We start from the raw sequence: 20,583 nt of genomic DNA, 5'->3' as shown, positions 1-20,583 counted from the left end.
ATAACGAGGAAGATTTGAAGTTACGTAACCTTATCCCATTGACTCTGTTAGCAGTGTCAATGTCAGCCATATCAGCTGACAACATTAAGCCGTTATTGCTCGATGATATTATGCGCTTTGAGACCTTACAGACTCCCGTTATCTCTGAAAATGGCACAGTGTTAGCGGTTGAGGCTATGCCAGATCGCGGTAATAGCCGCGCTTTAGTCAATCAAGTGGCTACACAAAAGCAGTATCAAATTGATGGTGGCTCTGATGTTAAAGTCAGCGCAAATGGTGATTATGTGATTGCCACTATTGCGCCGAGCTTATTAGAAAAAGAAACCCTCAAAAAGTCTGAGCTTAGTGCAGGGCTTAGCTTACTGAATACCAAAACAGGTAACCAGCAACAGTTTAAGCGGGTTAAACAAGCTGAGTTTAGTACCAAAGGTGATTATTTAGCGGTTTGGTTTGATATTGATGACACTAAAGAAGATGGCAAAGAGGACGCTGAAGAAACGAGCATTAATGGCGCAGATAAAGGCAGTGGTTTTAAGCTCATTCAACTCGCCACCAATACTTTTCAGGAGTTTGACCATGTTACTCAATTTAACTTTGACCGCTCAGGTAACCAATTTGTGGTTGCCATTAATGATATTGCTGCCAAGCAGCATGTGATTAAAAAGGTCGATTTAATCACTAATACTCTAACGCAAGTTTATAAGTCAGACGGTTATCAAGTGGCAGAGCTGAGTTTATCTGATGATGGCAACTGGCTTGGCTTTACCCAAGGGGATGCAAGTGTAGAGCGTGATGAGCGAGAGTATCAACTGAAGCTTTTGGCTCTAGAGTCTCTTAAGCTCAAACAGGTGCCAACAGATGATGACTGGACTTTGAATCAGCATTCAAAAATTTTCTTTTCTGAAGATAGCTTAAGGCTATTTATTGGCCGCGTACCGCAAGTAGATAAAGCCCTGACACTGGCATCAATAGAGTCTGAAGCCGATTTATTTGACCAACAAATTGTTACCGGACTTCGTGATTTAAAAGTGTGGCATGGTGACGACCCAAAAATAAAACCTCATGAAGTAAAACAATATGCCAAAGAGTTAAAGCGCACTTATCTTGCTGTGATGCACGTTAATGCTAACCGTATAGTGCAACTGGCAGATAAAGCCGTACCCGATGTGCACTATGGTGAGCAAAAGCGTTATTTATTAGCTACCTCAGATGTGCCTTATCAAAAAATGATCACCTGGGCAGGCTTTTATCAAGATGTCTATTTAGTGGATTTAAATACTGGCCGTAAGCTGCAAATCTTAACTCAACATGCCTCAGGTGAAATGCCAAGCTTGTCTCCTAATGGGCGTTTTGTAGCGTATTATCAACAAGGTGGGTTGTTTTTATATGATATTGCTAATGCCAGAAAACACAGCTTAACCAAAGATATTGCGATTAGCTTTGCTAATGAAGACCATGATTATCCAGGTAATGCGCCAAGTTACGGCTTGGGACCTTGGTTGGCAGATGGTTCTGGCATTATTGGCTATGACAAATATGATGTGTGGCAATTTAGCAGCTCATCGTTTGACGGCTTTATGCTCTCTGCGGGTGAAGGGCGTAAAAACCGTCAGCAGTTTAGATTGGCCGGGTTATATGCAACGTCAGATACGCCTGCTGTCATTGAGCAGCAGCAAGCGCTGCTATTGCACGGTTATAATGAACACACCAAAGCTGACAGTTTTTATCGCGCCACTGTTGGCGTCCCTGGGGTTTCGTTGCAACTTGAAACCGAGGCAAAATTGACGGTACTTGCCCGCAGTAAAAATAGCGACACTATGGTGTTTTCTAAGCAGCGTTATGATCTTTACCCTGATTTATACACCTCAAGTGTGAATACGCCTAATGAAGCCAGCCAACAAACTGACTTAGATAGTCAGCGAGATGATTTTAATTGGGGCGCTGCAGAATTGGTGCGTTGGCGTGATGGTGATGGCCGCCCAGCTGATGGCGTACTGATTAAGCCCACGAATTATCAAGCCGGTAAACAGTATCCGGTTATGGTGTATTTCTATCGCTTTATGAGCGATCGTTTGCATTCATTCCCGCATATGGCAATTAATCATCGACCAAACTTTGCTTGGTATGCAGATAATGGCTATGCCATTTTCTTACCTGACATTCGTTTTGAAGTAGGTTACCCGGGGATCTCGTCAGTAAAGGCATTAACTGCTGGCGTTCAAAAAATCATTGATATGGGCGTTGCCGACCCAGATGCCATTGGTATTCAAGGCCATTCATGGGGCGGTTATCAAACCGCTTTCGCTGTGACCCAAACCAATATCTTTAAAGCAGCGGTTACCGGTGCGCCCGTGTCGAACATGACTAGTGCTTATAGCGGCATTCGTCATGGCTCTGGCCTTGCTCGTCAATTTCAGTATGAAACAGGTCAAAGCCGAATTGCTGAAAGTTTGTTTAAGTCGCCGCAAAAGTACATTGAAAACTCACCGGTGTTTTATGCTGAACGCATTCAAACTCCAATGATGATTATGTTTGGTGATAAAGATGATGCGGTGCCGTGGGAGCAAGGCGTGGAGCTATATCTTGCCATGCGCAGAACCGGTAAAGATGTGGTGTTTTTACAATATGAAGATGAACCACATCATTTGAAAAAGTACCCTAATAAACTAGATTACACCATTCGAATGAAGCAGTATTTTGACCATTATTTAAAAGGCGTTGCAGCGCCTAAGTGGTTAAAAGAAGGTGAGGCGTATCGAGAATATAACCAAGATTAACGATTACAATTCAATCTAATATTGAACTAAAAATGCCACTGATAGCGATATACAGTGGCATTTTTTATGGGTTCAGCTGAGCGGTTACTGTTCTGAAGTTATTGCTGTTTCTATGCCTTGCTCTGCGGGAATTGGACTGGTTTGTATCGCGTTAAGATCGGTTTCAGTTTGAGGTGCGATAGCGATAATCGGTATTTGCAGAAATTGCTCATAGGTTTCTTGCCCCCAAGCAATCAGCTCACCATCTTTAAATAACAGCGGCGTGCATTCATCTTTAGTGGTTTGACCGTCGGAGGTGACATGGTGAGTGCGGTAAAACATAATTTGAAAGCTGCCATCAGATGATGCTTTGGCCTCTGAAAAATCGGCTCGGCCCATTAGTTGCCTAATGCTATCAATAGTTTGGCCAATTATAATTTCGCTAAGCATTTTATGGTTAAACTCTTGGCGTTCTTGCCAGCTGCGATCTTCTGGCCGAGTCTCGTAGACAAATATAACGAAAATAACAAAAGTGACATATGCAATAAAGATGGTTGCGATTAAATATGACACTTTAGATTTCATCAGGCGATTCCTTGCTTCATTAATGGTTAGCTAACTACTCTAAACTGCTTGAGGTTAATGTTTAGCGGCATATGGCATTGCAGTTGCGCCAATTTATAACTGATTCTTGCCATCTCTTTGCCCTCTGATAATTTTAGCGCTTGTTTCGCACCAAGATTATCCAGTGACTGGTATAAGTTTGCCAAGCTTCTAAACTTGTTTAATAAATCCGCTGCTGATTTTGGCCCAATACCGGTAATACCAGGAACTTTATTCCCCGCGTCTCCCGCAAGCGCGATAAAGTCTAAAATTTGATTTTGCTGCACGGCGAGCTTTTTCTCTAAGGCTTTTATATCAAAATATTGCTGCTTGAAATGATCCCAAATAACAATATTGCTATGCATCAGTTGCCCAAACCCTTTGTCGGTTGACACTATGATGGCCTGACCGTTATTTTCAGCAATTTTAGTGGCCAAGGTGGCAATCACATCATCGGCCTCTGAAATGGCATCATGGGATTGAACATGTTCAATGGCCAGAGCGGTTTTGATATCTTCAAGGCCAGCCTTTAAAGCGACAGACATAGGCTTACGGCCTTTTTTATAATCAGGGTAGAGCTGTTTACGCCACGATTCTTCATCACCGTCCCACACCATAATGGCATGAGTTGGTTGGTGATGTTTAAGTAATTTTTTACATGCTGACAGTGTGCGCTCTTTAACACTGACGATATCCGTTTCATCTGGCAATACCGCATGAATACGCCTAACAAGATTAAGGCCATCGATAATGAGTAATTTATTCATGGTTTTCTTTTCGTTTGCAGTAAGGTCGCTCACATTGAGCCACTGTATGATTTAATTATAAATTAACCGTCCTTGAGCTTAAACCTTACGGCTTGTTTTTAACAGTGGAATCAATGGCTATTTAAGCGCTACTTGATTAAAAAGCAAGATGTAGACGGCAAAGTAAAGCAATATAACATGTGCTATTTTTTATTATTGATGCGATAGCAAGGAGTATATTCGCTGCCTGGCAGTTTCATTCTTTGTTGCGTTACGAACGCAGCAAGCAGTTTATCCATCATGGTCATCAGCCGCTCATCACCACTTATCTCAAATGGACCTAAGTCTTCAATAAGTTTAATGGTCTCACTTTTGACATTACCGGCAACAATGCCTGAAAACGCCCGCCGTAAACTGGCCGCTAACTCAGCTTTGTTCGGATGAAAAAACAGGTGCTGGTTTTTCATGACCTCGTGATTTGGCTCAAAAGGCAGTTGAAATTCAGGTTCTATTTTCAGCGCCCACTGGTATTGGTAAGCATCACCAAGTTGTTTACGCATGGCTTTTACATCGCTCATGCCTTGTTTCATCAGCTGCGCTACCTTTACAGGATCATCAATAATGATTTGGTATTTATCTCGGGCCTGCTGACCAAGGGTAGCGCCGATAAAGTCATCTATTTCAGTGAAGTAGTCCGCACTTTGTTTAGGGCCGGTTAAAATCAGTGGAAAGGGCAGCTGGGCATTGGCGGGATTAAGCAAAATACCCAAAATATAAAGCAGCTCTTCAGCGGTGCCAGCGCCGCCGGGAAAGATAACAATACCATGGCCTAAACGGACAAAGGCCTCTAAGCGTTTTTCGATATCTGGCATTATCACCAGCTCATTGACTATTTGATTCGGGGGCTCTGCAGCAATAATACTGGGCTCGGTTAAGCCAATATAGCGGGCATCTTTAATGCGCTGTTTGGCATGACCAATGGCGGCGCCTTTCATTGGGCCTTCCATTGCGCCTGGACCACAACCGGTGCAAATATCTAACGCTCTTAACCCCAACTCATAGCCTACTTCACGGGTGTATTGATACTCTATGGGGTTAATGCTGTGTCCGCCCCAACACACTATGACATTAGGATCGATCATCGGTGAAATGACTCTGGCATTACGCAAGATATCAAATACCACATTGGTAATGTGGCTGGCATTGGTGAGATTGATGTGCTTTAGATTGTCATATTTATTGTCGATATAGACGATATCGCGAAGCACAGCAAAAAGATGTTCTTGGATCCCTGCAATGATTTCACCATCAACGAAGGCTTGTGTTGGCGGGTTGATGAGCTCTAGTAATAAGCCGCGTTCACGTTGCAGCACATTGATATGAAAATTGGCGTAGCGCTTGAATAAAGCGTCAGAATTATCACTTTTTAAACCGGAGGCAAGCACTGCCAGTGAGCAGTTTCGCAGTAGTTGGTATAACTCATTTTTAGCACTTTGCTTGAGGCGATCAACCTCCATTTGCGAAAGTTGATCTAAGCTGCCTCTAGGGCTGATCTTTATTATCATATGCAACTCCTTGGTAGAGTTGCAGTAGATACTAGATATCGATTACAACTCTATCTCGACCATTATTTTTGGCTTTATAAAGTGCAGCATCAGCACGTTCAAAGGTTTCTTCGATACGTTCGTTTTCCATGACCTGAGCTGCACCTATGGATAATGTCACAGTAATTCTCTGATTTTTAAACTTAAATGGAATATTCTTAATTTTATCTTTGACCCGATTTAACAATAGACCAATATGCTCTTCATTGACATCTGGTAGCAATAAAACAAATTCTTCGCCGCCATAACGGGCAACAAACTCACTTTCTCTAAGGGAGTTTTTTAGCGCCATGGAAATGACTTGCAGGGTTTTATCACCGGTACTATGACCAAAACTGTCATTGACTGTCTTAAAGTAATCAATATCAGTTACCGCCACCCATAATGGACTATTAAAGCGTTTATGGTTTCTATACTCTTGCTCCATTCTATCTTCTAATGCAGCACGATTTGGCAGTTGGGTTAATGGGTCTAATAGGTTGAGTTTTTGATGCTCAAACAGTTTTTCTTTGTAGCTGTTGGCTTCTTTAGTAATAGAGCTTAGCTCTTTTTTCATCGACTCAACGGATTTACGTAGCAGTGATTGCTCACGAGTTTCAAGGGCTTCTTTACGGTTTAATGCATCTCGTAATGAAGCAAGTTGGACGGTCAGCTCAGTTTTTAGCGCGATGATATCATCGACGTCATCGACAATACCGTCAGCATTATCAACCCGCAGGTTAATTTCTTTATTAAGCTGAGTTTTAATTTGTTGTGAACGCTCGTTATTGTTTGCAGTATTATTGACCACATCACGAACTATGCTAATCGCATCATTTAAGGTATACAGAAAATCCTGAGAGGCGGTTTTTTCTCGGGCAATGTTATTCAGTAAAAAGCTCAGTATTGTTTGATATGACTCAAGTAAAGTATTGAGTTTAATATCACCCATAAGCACTTCTTTCATGACCAGAATTTGATCACGTTGCTCTTTTCTGAATTCTATCTCAGATATTTTTTGGGCTAACTCTTTTGCTAAAATTAAGTGTTGAGGCAAAATGACATGGTCATCAGCATTGGCAAACTTTTGCTGAAGAATTTGCTCGTAAAAGCCGATAACTTGTTCCACCTTAGGAATATATTCCCAAATGGTATGGATCGGCTTATTAAGATCTTTTTTAAAGTAATTAATTTCTTTTTTGATTTCATCAGGGGCAGAATCAACCCGCTGAATCTGGCTGATCACCCGGGACAGGCTGTTGCGACTCTCTTCAAGGCTAGTCATTGTTTGGCTATATTGTGCCTTTAATAACCGCTCAATACCCACCAATTCAGGCAAGGCTTCATCTATTTGCTCAAAACCCTGTAAATGATGTCTCAGTTTGGCAAGGCGATTATCTAATTCAAGATTTTGGCCCTTGCACGCTAAGCTTAAGTGTCCTAAAAATTGAATTAAGGTGCGTAATTTTTCACTACGATCATCATGAATTTCTTCGATAGCTAATTTAGCGGCGTTGAGCTTTTGTTTTAATAATGAAACTTGTGACACCGCTGCTGAAGAGTCTTGCATGCTGTAAGCCTTCTTTGAGAAAAATAAATTTGTTATTAGTCCAATTAACTATATTGGATAACAATACCACTAATTACTTGTTTACACACAATTTTTGTTTGCTTTTTTGATATATATCATTGACTTGTGTGTTATTTGAGCGTAAATCACGTGAGTTGTTAACTCAACCGGTTGGCCACTTAATATCGGCAGCTTGACGATTTGTTTCAGCCCTAATTATGCCTCTTTGCAGTGCATGGGTTAAATTTAAATACAAGGGTTTAAAAAATATCGCCGCAGGGGCAAAATTTAAGCTGCGAATACTGACATAGGTTTGATCCTCATTGAGGCTTTTTGCCGCCGCGAGGGCATATTGCACCGTTTCATATTGTAATTGTGCCGTTAATCTTACATCCGGATTGGCCAGTAATGGCAAGTTAACGTGGCCCATAATGGCGTGTAATGGCTGCTCACTAATATCTGAAAAATTAGGTATATTGCTTTTATTGGCAATGGTGATTGCAGCTAGCTGTGCTTGTAAGTTGGTTAATGTTTGCTGGGCTGATAACTCGTCTGAGAAACATAAGCCAAATTCACCCGGCTTGATGATGAACACTTCACAATGTAAATCCAGTTCTAATTGTTTACTAAGGGATACTGTAATCGCCTTATATTCAGATAAACCCAGATCAATATCAATATCAGCCAGGGCGCGTATATTCACTAAAGCCAGCGTTTTGGGTGAACGGGCACTTGAAAGTAAATTAATTAAGGCCTGGTAACCATTCAGTTGTGTCAGTGGTTCTTGTACGGATAACTGTCGTAAGGTTTGGCAGGTTTGTTTGGCACGATTTAATTTTTTTAGGCTGACAAACCATAAAAAGGCAAAGATAAATATCACCGCAAACAGGATTATAATAGCCTTTTGCTGGTCCTTGTTATCACCCATGTAGTGAGTGAGTTTTTGCTGTAAATTTCTAATTTCTAATTTGAATTTTTCTTCGTTTAAGCTTGAATGAACCATGTCATTGACTGGTGAATCTTGTTCACTTTGGCTAATGGCAACCATTTTATCCATTACCTCAAGGGTAGAGGAAATGTCATCCACTTTACGATAAGCAACGGAAAGGTATTCTAAGGCTTCTTTTTGGGCATCAATCAGTTGTTTTGATTCTGCTATCTCTAGCGCTGCCTCAGCATGTGTAATGGTTTGCTGCCATTGCTGCTGTTTTGAGCTTACCTGAGCAAACAATAACTCGTTATACACTAAGTAGTGTAATACCTTTCTGGCTTTAAAAATTTCATTGGCCATGGTCAAGTAATTGAGGGATGACTGATAATCATCTAAATAAAAGTAGGCTTCGCCGATATTATGAAAGTTAAGGGCTTGACCAATGAGATGACCATTTTGTTGATCAATTTGTTGGGCATTAAGGTAGTAATCAATAGCTTTATTCCATTGTTTTTGCATGCCATAAACCATGGCTATGACTGTCAGGGCCTTTGATTGGAAGGCTTGTTGTCCTAGCTGCTGAAAACTAATGGCGGCATTGTTGGCATTTTTTAGGGCTTCATCCCATTGGCCTAGATCTCGATATAATCGTGATAACTGAAATTGAGTGTGTGCATGTAGCACTGGGGTGTCTAATCGACTGGTAATACGAAATGCTTCGTTATAGTGCTGTAATGCCTTCGCCAGTTGCTGCTTATTAACATAGAACTTACCTAAAGCGGTTTCAGCTTGGGCAATGAAATAATCCACCCGCATTTGGTAGGCAAGGTCACGATACTGTTTGTAGTGATACATGGCTTGGGTATCTTGTTTTAGCAAGCTATTCATGATGCTTAAATAACCTTGTAACACAAATTTAAAGGTCATGGCTTCGCTGTCGTTGAGTGAGGCTATTTTGTTTAATGCCTCTTTGAACAGAATGATACTTTGCTGATATTGCTGATCCTCTCTTCCTCTTATTCTTCCTTCTAAGAGTAAAATTTTTGCTTCATCTAGCGGGCTAATAGCGATTGATTCAAGTTGCCTGGTTAATAAGCGGGCATGACTGACTTCATTAGGGGCTGTGATGGTTGATTGTAAATATAATCTTGCTAGGGTCGCTAAATCTCTTTGTAATTGCTTAGGTTGGTATTTTAACTCTTCAGCCAGTTGTTCAAATTGCTGGCGGTTGTTAAATGATAATGGGAAGTTGGTTTTTTTCTGCAGTTGCTCAAACAACTGAACTGGGCGTTCATTAAACTCAATTTCAGCTTCGATAAAGGTATCCGCAACAACAGGAAAGGCCGACAGTAATATTAAGCTGAGTAAACCACTGATGAGTTTTCGCATGAAGAATGAGCAACCTTATTATAATTTTTGTAAGCTTTTATTGTTACTAGGTGAGTGAACTCACTGTACTTGTTATACTGCGCGCCTTAAGGGAAGAAATTTAATTACAAGTCCTTAAAAACATAACAAGAATAATAACAGAAGGAATCGAGAGTGAAAGCCAAAAAATTGACTATTTTATCTGCCAGCTTACTTTTTAGCGCCAGCAGCCTTGCCCAAGTTAGTTACCAAATCGATTTGACTCAGCCACAGCACCATTTAGCCCAAGTGAATGTTAGTTTCCCTACATCTTCAGCTGAGAATTTAACGGTCAATTTACCCGTTTGGCGTACGGGAAAATATGCAGTGCTGCCGTTAGCTGATGGGGTTCGCTCATTTACAGCAACAGATGAACAGGGCCAAGTGTTACCATGGCAGCGTACTGAGACGGGGGAATGGCAAGTGAATTTGTCAAAACCGACTGCAGTTAATGTCAGCTATCAGTTGTATGCCAATGATTTAGGTACTCGAGTGCGTCATATTGATAGCTCACATGCTTATATCGATGCCAGTGGGGTGTTTATGTATAGCCCAGAGTTTCGTGATGACAATGTGTTGGTTTCAATGAATGTGCCCCAAGGCTGGAACAGTTATTCAGGTATGGCACAGGGCAGCAAAGCCCATTCATTTATTGCTGATAACTATGATGTGTTAATTGACTCGCCAATTGAAACCGGTGAAAACGCCCATTATCGCTTTACAGCTGACGGTCGTGAATATGAACTGGTTTTTTGGGGTGAAGGTAATTACGATGCTCAGCAAATCGTTACAGATTTAACCAAAATCAGCAGCCAAGCTGAGGTGATTTGGGATGACTACCCGTTTGAGCGTTATGTGTATATGGTGCATGCCACCAGTGGCGCACGAGGCGCCACTGAGCATTTAAATTCAACCATTATTCAATTGCCACGCTTTAACTTTAGAGAACGTAAAGATTACCTGCGCTTTATCAGCACAGCATCTCACGAGTTTATCCATACTTGGAATGTCAAAGCTTATCGCCCACAGGGCCTAGTGCCTTATGATTACCAAAATGCCAGCATGACAGAGTTATTATGGATGGCTGAAGGCTCAACCAGTTATTTTCAAAATCAGTTATTATTGCGAGCCGATGTCATTACCCCGAAAGAGTTTTTTGCCGATTTAGCCAAACGGATAAATAACAACCTGCATAAACCGGGTCGTGAAATACAATCGGTTGCGCAAGCCAGTTTAAATGAGTGGACCAATACTGGCGGTGATTATGCCATTAACCATGGGGTCAATATCTATTCTGAAGGCTACTTGGCGTCGTTGTCACTGGATTTTAATTTATTGAAAGACACCCAGTTAGCGCATTCGTATCGTGATGTTCATCGTCAATTATACCGTGACCATAAACTGCCTAAAGGCTATAGCGTTGATGATGTAAAAGGTATTTTAAAGACGCTGGCAGGTAAAGATTATCAGCCTTGGTGGCAGCAGCATATTACCCAGCCATTCAGCTTAGATTTTGATACCTTACTGGCACAAGCGGGTTTAGCGATATCCTATGGCAAAGAGCCAAAGTCGACTGTTTACAGCGGTATGACGTTATCGGGTCAGCATGATGATTTAACACTATCCCATGTCAGCCGTAACAGCCCTGCATGGTTGGCGGGTATTGTTGCTGGCGATGAAGTGGTAGCCATTAACGGTTTAAAAGTCACTGCCGCGGGCTTTAAAAAGCGCTTAGAAGATTTCAGCCCGCAAGACACCATTAACGTAAGCCTGTTTAATAACGACACCTTAAAGCAGCTTGAGTTAACCTTAGATGAGCAACCTAAAGGTGAGCTAGCCATAATCGGTGTTGATTCACCAACGGCTGCACAAAAGGCCTTTCTTAAAGCTTGGTTAGGCATTGACTGGCCATTTGATGAGCAAGGTGAGTTTGCTAAATAAGCTAGTAAATTAATAGTTTTAATCAATTTTTTGATTAAAAGCATAGAAAGTTGCTACAAAAAAGCCCAATAGAAATAAATTCTGTTGGGCTTTTAAATTTGATTAAACCACTAAAGTGAAGTTACAAATTTAGATATTTTCTTCAATAGGCCCTAATGCCTGCTTCATCGCATTAATAAATGCGACTAGCTCGCCGCCCATTAATGCAAAATCGGCATCCAGTTTCGCCAAGGGATCTTCTGTGCCCACATCATCGGTAGCAGCTCTAAATTCTTCAGAAAACTTAAGGCGCTTAACGCTGGCATCAGACTGTAATAAAAACGCAATCGACTTAGCAAAATGCAATGACAGTTTATGTACTTGTTTGCCGGTCGCTAAATGGGCTAATACTTCATCTTCTTGCAGTACTTGCTGCTTAAAGCGCACAATGCCGCCTTCATCTGAATCAGACTTAAGCTCAGCTTCATCTTGCATTTCAAAAGGTTGTGGTGATGCGCCGTTTCTTAACCATTCGGTTAACGTGGTTTCAACTGGCGTAGTAAAGTGCAGCGGCACAACCGGTAGGCTGCCTAAGGCTTTGCGTAATAAAGCTAATAATTCTTCAGCTTTAGTGGCGCTTGAGCTGTCCACTAAAATCATTTCTAACTCAGGCATGATTAACGCATGGGTTTGACTACGACGAGAAAAAGCACGAGGCAATAGCGTCATGGTTATTTCTTCTTTCATCGCATCTTTTTCTTTCTTGGTCACTTTGCGGCTTTCTTGATCTTCTATTAACGCTACTTTTTCATCAAGCGCTTCTTTGATCACTTGGCCAGGCAGGATCTTTTCTTCTTTAGTGACACAAATTAAATGACGGTTTTCAGCGCTGTGAACTAACGCTTGGCCTTTTTTGCCCAATGCATTTGAAAAGCCAAACTTACTGATGTCTTGGCTTGAGCATGGCGAAAAGGTGAAGTCAGCTAATGCTGTTTCAAGTGCCTCTGTATCGGTACTGAAAGGCTTATTAAAACGATATAGGGTGAGATTTTTAAACCACATGAAAGACACTCTTCGAAAATTAAAAATGCAGTTTACGGTATCGTGGCGCTGGGGTAAACCATCATTCCCAATCTGCATGATTGTCGCTATGGCAGAATTCATCAAATTGTCATAAATCACTTTTAATTGATATTTTCTTTACTTTTCAGCGTGTTGATTATCTTGTTTTGTAATTGAATTAGTTTGTTCTAAATAAAAGTCCTGTTTTGAAATATTTCTGCAACAAAAGGTGTGCAATATTCGCCTCGTTCCCAAGCTATTAGGTAGCAGGTTTCTGCTCGTTCCAACTGATTAGCTGCACAGAAAAAGGTGTAAAACACCAACTATTAAGTCTAAAGGATGAAATGATGAACACTTTTTATAAAACGCTAGTTGCTTCTGCTATTGCTGCTGCCACGCTTTCAACCGCTCAAGCGGCAGAGCCACTTGAAATTTACGGTAAGCTCAATGTTTCAATTCAATCAAATGATGACGGTTCAGGTTCAGAAACACGAGTGCAAAGCAATGCATCACGATTTGGTGTGAAAGGCGCTTTCGAATTAAATAGTTCTTTAGAAGCGTTTTATACTATCGAATATGAAGTGGCAACTGACTCAGACAGCTCAAACAACTTCAAAGCCCGTAATCAGTTTGTTGGCCTAAAAGGCGACTTTGGTTCATTCGCGGTGGGCCGTAACGACACTATGCTGAAAAAGTCGCAGGGCAAAGTCGACCAGTTTGGTGATTACTCAGGCGATTTGAAAAACTTATTTGCTGGTGAAAACCGTATAGCAGAAACCGCAACTTACTTAACGCCTAAGTTTGGTGACTTCCAAGCGGGCGTGACTTACGCTGCATCAGGTGACAGTAAGCAAGCAGATGAGGATGGTTTCAGTATCGCTGCAATGTACGGTGACTCAGGGCTGAAGAAAACCCCAATTTATGCATCGGTTGCCTATGATGCTGAAGTTGCAGGTTATGATATTGTTCGTGGTACAGTACAAGGTAAAGTCGCAGGTTTTGTACTTGGCGGTATGTACCAACAAGAAGAAAAAGTCGATAGCGGTGATAGCAAAGATGGCTACTTACTCAGCGCTGCTTATAAAATTGACAGCGTGACCCTAAAAGCCCAATACCAAGACATGGAAGATAAAGGCGATTCATGGTCAATTGGCGCAGATTACTCACTAGGTAAGCCAACGAAGTTATTTGCTTTCTACACTGACCGTACTTCAATGGGTACAGTGGAAGATGCAGATGGTAATGATATGGATATCTCAATCGACGAAAGTTACTTTGCTGTAGGTATCGAACACAAGTTCTAAGTATCGCTTTATTAAAAGCGGTTTAACCGAAAATGTGTGATACATAACAAAGGAGGCATATCGCCTCCTTTGTGTTTTTCAATACATTAATTATGGCGTAGCGTGATAGATTTATGACAAAAATATGATTTTAATTCCATTTAGGGCCTTGAGATCATATTTCTGTAATAAAACTGACCAATAATACTAACGCGGCAAACTACTCACAGATAATATTATGACAGCTAAGATTTTAATTGTAGAAGATGAGTCAGCCATTCGAGAAATGCTGACATTTGTTATGGAACAACACGGCTTTACTACAACGGCTGCTGAAGATTTTGATTCAGCAATAGACCTACTGCAAGAACCTTATCCAGATCTGATTTTATTAGACTGGATGTTCCCAGGTGGAAGTGGAATACAATTAGCTAAGCGTTTAAAGCAAGATGAGTTTACTCGTCAAATTCCTATCATCATGTTAACCGCTCGCGGTGAAGAAGAAGATAAGGTTAAGGGATTAGAAGTCGGTGCAGATGATTACATTACTAAACCGTTTTCACCAAAAGAGTTAGTGGCACGTATTAAGGCTGTGTTACGCCGTAGTGCGCCAACACGACTTGAAGAGCTTATCGATGTGCAAGGGTTACAATTAGATCCGGTAAGCCATCGTGTCTCTGTTGGTGAGTCAGTGCTAGAAATGGGCCCAACCGAGTTTAGGTTACTGCACTTTTTCATGACTCACCCTGAACGTGTCTATAGCCGTGAACAGCTATTAGACAATGTGTGGGGCACCAACGTCTATGTTGAAGATCGCACTGTCGATGTCCATATACGCCGCTTACGCAAAGCCGTTGAAGACTCAGGCCATGATAAACTGATTCAAACCGTTCGCGGTGCGGGATATCGTTTTTCAACCAGAATGTAATTACTCACTATCAGCCAAAGCCTAATATACTGTTGTATTTCACTTTTGTTGTTTAGGTAAATGTAAATATTGTTATTTATTTACAGTAATTTAAGTGTAATTCAACGGCTTGGCTATAGTCAGTAACATGGTTTTAAGTTATCTTGTGAACCATTATTTTTCGACCGACAATACGGTAAAAAATCTGCTTAAGATTTTTTACCATCATAATTAGGCCGCTTATGTTTCGAGCTTACTCAGGGTCCAGACTTCTCCTTCGCCTTGTGGGGATCTTGTTGATTTTTGCCATCATAGGCATGATCATCAATCAAGTTTATATGAGTATTATTGTCGGTTGTATTGCCCTTTTAGGCTGGCATTACCGCCAAATTACCCGCTTAAATTACTGGCTTTGGAAAGACCGCAAACTCACTCCACCTCAAGGCACTGGCAGTTGGGAAGGTATTTTCAATGGCATATACCGCCTGCAAGGTAAAAATCGTCGCCGAGTTGGCCAGTTAGCGTCAATTTTAGGCCGCTTTAGGCAAGGTGCTGAAGCCTTACCAGATGCTGCGGTCGTACTTGATTCTGAACTCAATATTTTATGGTGTAACAAACTGGGGCAACTGCTGCTGGGTTTTGTTTGGCCCCAAGATAGCGGTCAACGCATTGATAACCTCATCCGTCATCCTGATTTTTCGGCCTACCTTAAGTCTGGTAAATTTAACGAGCCATTAGAGCTACCCTCACCACTATCGGATCAACGCTTATTAGAAATACGCTTAATGAGCTATGGCGACAGACAGATGCTACTGATTGCCCGTGATATTACCCGCATTAATCAGTTAGAGGGTATGCGCAAAGAGTTTGTTGCTAATGTATCCCATGAGCTAAAAACCCCGCTTACCGTACTGCAAGGTTATCTTGAGATCATGCAAAGCATGGAAGAGCCTGACAGCATGAACCATAAGCCACTTAAATTGATGCAGCAGCAAACTAGGCGAATGCAATCAATGGTGGAGCAGTTATTAGTGTTATCGCGTATTGAAGATGGGGCTGATATTGATTTAGAAAAAACCATCAATATGCAGGTCATGTTGGATATTTTAAAAGATGAAGCCTCGGCATTGGCAATGGATCAATACCAGCTTGAGTTCATTTGTGAGGATAATTTAAATTGTCACGGTAACGAAGTGCAATTGCGAAGCGCCTGTACTAACTTGATTTCAAATGCGATTCGTTACACAGAGCCAGGCGGCAAAATTACCATTCGCTGGGAGTTAGTCCCAAGCGGCGCTAAATTTAGCGTAACCGATACCGGCCTTGGGATAGCGCCACATCATATAAGCCGCTTAACCGAACGTTTTTATCGGGTTGATAATGCCCGCTCCAGTAAAACTGGTGGTAGTGGTTTAGGGCTAGCGATTGTAAAGCATGCGCTTAATCATCATTACAGTGAGTTGCACATTACCAGTGAGTTAGAAAAGGGCAGTTGTTTTAGCTTTATTATTCCAGCACATTTGGTGATTAAGGGGTAATGACTTTCCCCTAAATTTTTAGCATTAAAAAAGCAGACATCAATGTCTGCTTTTTTGTTTGTGTGACTTGTTGTGATAGCTGGTAAATTGCTGGTTCTGACAAGCTTTTGGACAAAAATCATTTAGATTATTTACTTAAATCGAGAGTCATCGGATTAGTTCAGGTATCTAAAACTCCAAGGTCTCACCATCAGCAGGAATAAGGACTTTATCTGACAAACCGTTTTTATCAATTGCTTCTTTAAGAATTGGTCGAGTCACTGCACAGTGATTGAGTGCCTCCATATGGTTCGCAACCACCTTATTAGGGGAAAGGCGAATAAACTCCATGACCTCATCAATAGACATCAATAACGGTTGACCAACGTCCATACGAGCACGACCTGCCGCGACTACTGTGATATCAGGTTTCAACTCAGTCAACGCTCGTTTTACATCATCGGTTAGAACTGTATCACCGCTAATGTAAATAGAAGGCTCATTGGGGAGCTCCAAGAAAAATCCAACACCATTAGCCATTACCTTGTGAATCCATCCATGGCCGTGCAAAGCCGGAACCGCGGTGAGCTTTCCGTCTAGAAAGTCGATAGTTTGCCAGTCTTCAATTCCCCAATTTACCGTTAAGTCGTATTTTTCTAGGTAAGCCTTATCTTTGGCTGGTGTCGCAACTGGGATATTACGACTTGTTAAAAACGTCTCACCTGCCGGATCTAGGTGATCTCCATGTTGTAATGCCTTGATACCAAGTGTTTGACTGTGAGTAATTAAGGTATGAGTAACCTTGTTTAGTAGCTCATCGGCATTACTTGGCATCTCAACGGTTGGATTTTTCGCGGCCTTAGCCTTAATGACTGAAAACGGAGGCATAGAGCCTTTTTTCCCCAACATAGGATCAATAAGGATAAATGTTTCGCCAGATTCAATGATAAAAGTTGCGCTACGTAGGTGGTGGATCTTCATAATGCCTCTCTAAACTCACTAAGAAGTCATGTTCTCTATACGATTTAGTATGCTACTTTCCGACTTCTTATGATACTGTCTTGAAAGTCAACGTTCGCGCAAATCGAGACACTCATGAACAAATCAAGCGAGTTAATTAAAATTACTATGATAGCCTTCGAAGGCATCAGTGCTTTTCATCTCTCTGTGCCCTGTCTGGTGTTTCAAGATATCTTTTTCGGTCAGCCGGTTCGGTTTAACTTGAGGACCTGTAGCGAAAACAGCTTGCGGTTTGAAACAAGCTCTGGATTTGGTGTGGTGGTCGATAGCGATCTAAGTGCTACCCAAGAAGCCGATATTATAATTATTCCAAGCTGGCCAAATGACCTGCCAGAGCCAAGTGAGCGACTTCTAGAGGCGTTAATAGATCATCATGATAAAGGGAAGTTGCTGGTAGGGCTCTGCCTTGGTTCTTATGTTCTCGCGTGTGCTGGCGTTCTCGATGGCAAACGAGCCACAAGCCACTGGGCATTTACCGAACAATTTCAGCAGCAATTTCCTAAGGTGAATTTTGACCCAAACCCTCTATTTGTTGAACATGAGACTATCATCACCTCTGCTGGAGTAGCAGCTTCACTCGATTGCTGTCTGCACATAGTGCGCCGTTTGTGTGGTAGTGAGCTTGCGAATGATCTCGCTCGTAAGATGGTGACTGCACCATCTCGTAATGGTGGGCAGCAACAATACATACCAGCACCAGTCAACATAAAACCCCTCACAGAGACAAGTATTAACCTTGTGATTGGGCAGGTTGAGCAGAGTCTCAATCAGTCTCATTCACTAGATGAACTCGCTGAGCGCTGTGCGATGAGTAAACGTACCTTTACACGCCAGTTTAAATCCACCTATGGTTGTACATTTGGTGAATGGCTGCAAAATCGACGTTTGGTGTTTAGCCAACGTCTATTAGAAACCACGAAACTACCGATACCTCAAGTTGCAGAGCAAGCGGGTTTTGGCTCTGACAGTGTATTTAGAAAGCACTTTAAATCTGCTTTTCATGTATCGCCGGTTCAGTGGCGCACGACTTTCAAGCAATAGAATTCATTTCATTGAGGGCATTTTTGCGTTACATGCTACCGCCAGCATACCTTTGGACAATTCCGTTTTAGCGAAATTGCTAATTCAGCAACACATGGATCATTAAAAGTATGGCAACGTCACTTAACTAACCCACTCAATCTTTATTAATGGAGCAGGCCAGTTCATCTTATGCGGGATGCACATTAGTTCAAATCAGTTAGCTCAAACTCACTAAATTCAGCAAAGTTGGGCACAGTGATTCTGCCGCTAAAGGTGTAAAGCATAACGCCTTGCTCGTGCCCTGATAGTGCGGCAGTGCTTATAATTGACTGCCATGTGTCGTTATCTTGCGTTCGATAATAAGCGCGAACTTTAGTGTCGCTTCTTTCAAGCTTTACCGATACTGTCGACTCACCGAATAATAAGCGATGTTTAATATCAGGCTGACCATTTTGTTCTACAACAAACACCAGCGATCGCGCACCCATAAACATCTCTTTACTGATTTTTATATAGTTATCATTGTCCCAGTAAATCCCTAGTCCAGCCTGCTCGAAACTGAGGTTCGGATCTAGATTAATCGTCACCTCCGCGCTGTATTCTGGCTTGTCTACCGGATAAATAAAGATGTTTTTTACATCATTAGCGCCAGCACCAAAGATATTGCCCTCTTGAACTTGCATTGTAAGCACTTCATTTTTAAACGACCAGTGCTCTGGGTTTTCATTTTGAATCGTCCAATTATCTAGATTGTTTATCATTGCGCTGTTCCTTACTATTAGATCATACGTTGGCGGAGTTGATAGAAAATATCGTCAAGATTGCCAAGATTTTGCAGCTTAATTCGGTCTAGTTCTTTTTGTACGCTGTCATACATAAGCTGATTTCGCATATCACTCAGTGTGGCGTAATAGTGCATGCGGCGACCTAAAACAAAGTTATTCTGGTCGTTTTCACTCATCATCATAAAGTGCTCAATGGTGCGCAAAAATGTCTCTTTATCTTGTGGTAATTGTCCATTAAGTTCCGTCAATACATTGATGCCATGGAAGTTGCCATAATTACCCGTTATGCCGTCTAGCTTGCTGATAAGCTGATATTGTTCTTCAAGCATCTCTCGCTCTGTTAGTGGTGTAAATTGGCCGTTTTGTACTAACTCATCCAATTCAGTTCCCGATTTAACCGCCAGCGAGAGTATGCGAATTTCGTCTGGGTTGATTTGATTCAGTAGCTCGGCCGTTGCTGCGATATGTTGCTCTGACAGTTCTTTTCCACCTAAGCCAAGGATAATGAAGGTCATCATTTTCATACCCGCTTGCTTGGCATATTCGGCTGACTTCAAGATTGATTTCGGGGTGATCCCCTTTTTCATCAGTTTTAGAACCTCGATAGATCCCGACTCCATACCGCAGTAAAGCATGTTTAGCCCAGCATCGCAGATTGCTTTCATCTCCGCTGGCGATTTTTTAGTCATGGTCTGCGCCCGGCCATAAGAGCTGATCTGTTTAAGCTCCGGAAAAGCCTCTTTCAGTGTATTGAGCACGTCAAGTAAGTCTTGGGTTTCCATGGCGAATGAGTCGCCATCTTGCAAAAAACAGCTATCAAAGGTTCTGTTTTTATAAAACGCCCTCGCCGCCCAGATATCACGCTTAATATCTTCAACCGGACGAATAGAGAACTCCATGCCTTCAAAAAGGGTGCAGAACTTACATTTATTCCACGGGCACCCTTGTGTGGTTCTGATAAGCAAACTGTCTGCTTCTGATGGTGGGCGTATTGGGCCCTGTTGAAAATGTATCTGTGACATGGCTATTTATCCAATGAATTGAAATTGATTTGGCCATCCTACGGCAAATTTTACACGGTAAAAACGCGGTATTATTTGAATTATTATCAAAAAAAAATAGATAAACACCGTGCACATCACCACACAACGCGATCTAATTCCCTCTTTATGGTCAGACTTAAAAATCAATTCTCAAACTAAATTTGATAATAAATCAATTTCTAGACTGTTTTTACTTTGCAATAATCACCGTAATATACGCCCAAACCAACAACGCAGCACACCATCAGCTGCTTCAACTCCATACAAAGGAACACACTATGACTAAGCTAACTATCGTTGCAAACATCAAAGCCAATGAAGACAAAATCGAACTGGTAAAAGCAGAGCTGTTGAAATTAATCGACGTCACTCGTGCCGAAGACGGTTGCATCAACTATGACCTCCACCAAGACAACGACAACCCAGC

16 protein-coding genes are annotated in these 20,583 nt (G+C 41.7%); 7 read left to right on the top strand and 9 right to left on the bottom strand.

Annotated features, from left to right (window positions below):
• Window positions 1-14: 14 nt before the first annotated feature.
• The gene (locus tag BCU91_RS03855; protein ID WP_102530936.1) at window positions 15-2,777 is read left to right on the top strand and encodes a prolyl oligopeptidase family serine peptidase; all 2,763 of its coding nucleotides are present in this window, start codon (window positions 15-17) and stop codon (window positions 2,775-2,777) included.
• Between the two features lie 84 nt (window positions 2,778-2,861).
• Here BCU91_RS03855 and BCU91_RS03850 read toward each other — a convergent pair whose 3' ends face one another.
• The 5 genes from BCU91_RS03850 to BCU91_RS03830 form a co-directional block, all read right to left on the bottom strand.
• On the bottom strand, window positions 2,862-3,341 hold the full coding sequence (locus BCU91_RS03850) for a DUF3192 domain-containing protein (RefSeq protein WP_102439531.1): 480 nt from the start codon (window positions 3,339-3,341) through the stop codon (window positions 2,862-2,864).
• 26 nt (window positions 3,342-3,367) lie between these two features.
• A complete protein-coding gene (gene xni / locus BCU91_RS03845; protein ID WP_102530935.1) occupies window positions 3,368-4,126 on the bottom strand; it encodes a flap endonuclease Xni in 759 nt (252 codons plus the stop codon).
• A gap of 182 nt (window positions 4,127-4,308) precedes the next feature.
• Entirely contained in the window at window positions 4,309-5,670 is a 1,362-nt protein-coding gene (gene ppnN / locus BCU91_RS03840) for a nucleotide 5'-monophosphate nucleosidase PpnN (RefSeq protein WP_102530934.1), read from the bottom strand.
• Window positions 5,671-5,701: 31 nt separating this feature from the next.
• A complete protein-coding gene (locus BCU91_RS03835) occupies window positions 5,702-7,258 on the bottom strand; it encodes a GGDEF domain-containing protein (protein WP_102439534.1) in 1,557 nt (518 codons plus the stop codon).
• 163 nt (window positions 7,259-7,421) lie between these two features.
• Entirely contained in the window at window positions 7,422-9,578 is a 2,157-nt protein-coding gene (locus BCU91_RS03830) for a tetratricopeptide repeat protein (protein WP_102530933.1), read from the bottom strand.
• Between the two features lie 153 nt (window positions 9,579-9,731).
• Between BCU91_RS03830 and BCU91_RS03825 the strand changes: the two genes are divergently transcribed.
• Window positions 9,732-11,537 carry a PDZ domain-containing protein gene (locus BCU91_RS03825; protein WP_102530932.1) on the top strand — a complete coding sequence of 602 codons (1,806 nt, stop codon included), beginning with the start codon at window positions 9,732-9,734 and terminating at the stop codon, window positions 11,535-11,537.
• Window positions 11,538-11,666: 129 nt separating this feature from the next.
• Here the strand turns inward: BCU91_RS03825 and rdgC are convergent, their stop codons facing one another.
• Window positions 11,667-12,578 carry a recombination-associated protein RdgC gene (gene rdgC / locus BCU91_RS03820; protein WP_102439550.1) on the bottom strand — a complete coding sequence of 304 codons (912 nt, stop codon included), beginning with the start codon at window positions 12,576-12,578 and terminating at the stop codon, window positions 11,667-11,669.
• Between the two features lie 344 nt (window positions 12,579-12,922).
• On the opposite strand from rdgC, the gene BCU91_RS03815 reads away from it, so the two are divergent.
• The 3 genes from BCU91_RS03815 (at window position 12,923) to phoR (ending at window position 16,306) form a co-directional block, all read left to right on the top strand.
• Window positions 12,923-13,882: a porin gene (locus BCU91_RS03815; protein ID WP_102439537.1), complete on the top strand. Its 960-nt coding sequence runs from the start codon at window positions 12,923-12,925 to the stop codon at window positions 13,880-13,882.
• Window positions 13,883-14,099: 217 nt separating this feature from the next.
• On the top strand, window positions 14,100-14,789 hold the full coding sequence (phoB, locus tag BCU91_RS03810; protein WP_102439538.1) for a phosphate regulon transcriptional regulator PhoB: 690 nt from the start codon (window positions 14,100-14,102) through the stop codon (window positions 14,787-14,789).
• A gap of 221 nt (window positions 14,790-15,010) precedes the next feature.
• Window positions 15,011-16,306 (top strand): phosphate regulon sensor histidine kinase PhoR, encoded by a 1,296-nt coding sequence (gene phoR / locus BCU91_RS03805; RefSeq protein ID WP_102530931.1) that lies wholly within the window; start codon window positions 15,011-15,013, stop codon window positions 16,304-16,306.
• Between the two features lie 168 nt (window positions 16,307-16,474).
• Here the strand turns inward: phoR and BCU91_RS03800 are convergent, their stop codons facing one another.
• Complete coding sequence (locus BCU91_RS03800) at window positions 16,475-17,266, bottom strand: MBL fold metallo-hydrolase (RefSeq protein WP_102475385.1); 792 nt, start codon at window positions 17,264-17,266, stop codon at window positions 16,475-16,477.
• Between the two features lie 114 nt (window positions 17,267-17,380).
• Between BCU91_RS03800 and BCU91_RS03795 the strand changes: the two genes are divergently transcribed.
• Window positions 17,381-18,346, top strand: coding sequence for a helix-turn-helix domain-containing protein (locus BCU91_RS03795; protein WP_102530930.1), 966 nt, complete (start codon window positions 17,381-17,383; stop codon window positions 18,344-18,346).
• A 185-nt stretch (window positions 18,347-18,531) separates the two neighbouring features.
• Here the strand turns inward: BCU91_RS03795 and BCU91_RS03790 are convergent, their stop codons facing one another.
• Window positions 18,532-19,089: a DUF1349 domain-containing protein gene (locus BCU91_RS03790; protein ID WP_198589518.1), complete on the bottom strand. Its 558-nt coding sequence runs from the start codon at window positions 19,087-19,089 to the stop codon at window positions 18,532-18,534.
• A gap of 17 nt (window positions 19,090-19,106) precedes the next feature.
• Window positions 19,107-20,135 carry a radical SAM protein gene (locus BCU91_RS03785; protein ID WP_055023927.1) on the bottom strand — a complete coding sequence of 343 codons (1,029 nt, stop codon included), beginning with the start codon at window positions 20,133-20,135 and terminating at the stop codon, window positions 19,107-19,109.
• 299 nt (window positions 20,136-20,434) lie between these two features.
• Between BCU91_RS03785 and BCU91_RS03780 the strand changes: the two genes are divergently transcribed.
• The coding region (locus tag BCU91_RS03780) for an antibiotic biosynthesis monooxygenase (protein WP_198590427.1) at window positions 20,435-20,583 on the top strand (149 nt) is incomplete at its 3' end.

Source organism: Shewanella sp. 10N.286.52.B9 (assembly GCF_002873635.1).
Taxonomy (GTDB): Bacteria; Pseudomonadota; Gammaproteobacteria; order Enterobacterales; family Shewanellaceae; genus Shewanella.
Note: the sequence above shows the minus strand (reverse complement) of the source record. Positions and strands in the feature narration are given on the sequence as shown.